General features: G+C 37.0%; 1 protein-coding gene. It reads left to right on the forward strand.

Annotated elements, in window-relative coordinates; genetic code table 11:
• Positions 1 to 218 precede the first annotated feature (218 nt).
• Positions 219 to 654, forward strand: a 436-nt coding sequence (locus ALO_RS00830) for an RNA polymerase sigma factor (protein WP_004091803.1), incomplete at its 3' end; no start/stop codon positions are given.

The following is a 654-nucleotide window of genomic DNA, read 5'->3' on the forward strand; positions in this document are numbered from 1 at the left end:
CAGAACAATATCGGGAGGCTACTCATGGCAAGTCCGGAAATATTGTCTAAGCCGAATAGTGGTTGAGATTTTTTTAACTTTAAAAGGGTATACTCTTCACTGTTGCCGAAAAAATAGGTTATTTTATTAAACGTAAAAAATTATGATATAAGAATGTCACTATTTTATTTCTCATCCGTCTATATATGTAAATGCTTTCTAAGGGGAGATGAATATGCTTGCGTGACGACGAGTTACTCATTCGCGCGAAATCTGGCAATGAACAAGCCATTGAAGAACTCGCGCAAATCGTTTTTTTGAAAGTTCTACCAATACTCAATGTTAAGTTCGGGAAATCAGAATTGGAGCCATTAATAGAAGATGGCGTAATAGTAGCATTGCAGAAATTTTTGTCTGATAGCTCAGTGAGGGCATCCACAATACCATCTTTTAAGTGCTGGATTAGCACAGTTGCTTCCAACTATGTTGTGGATATGATGAGAAAAACCAGGAAGAACGTCTGTTCATCATATATTAACGAGTATAATGAGGAAGTTGAACGAGAATTTGAAGCAGAAGTAAACATTGAAGAGGATACTATTAAAGACACATTTCTGCAGCAAGTTACTCCTCTATTAGACGAAGCTGTAGCGCTTCTTGATTCAAGAGATCAGG

Origin of the sequence: Acetonema longum DSM 6540 (assembly GCF_000219125.1) — a bacterium.
GTDB classification, from domain to species: Bacteria; Bacillota; Negativicutes; order Sporomusales; family Acetonemataceae; genus Acetonema; species Acetonema longum.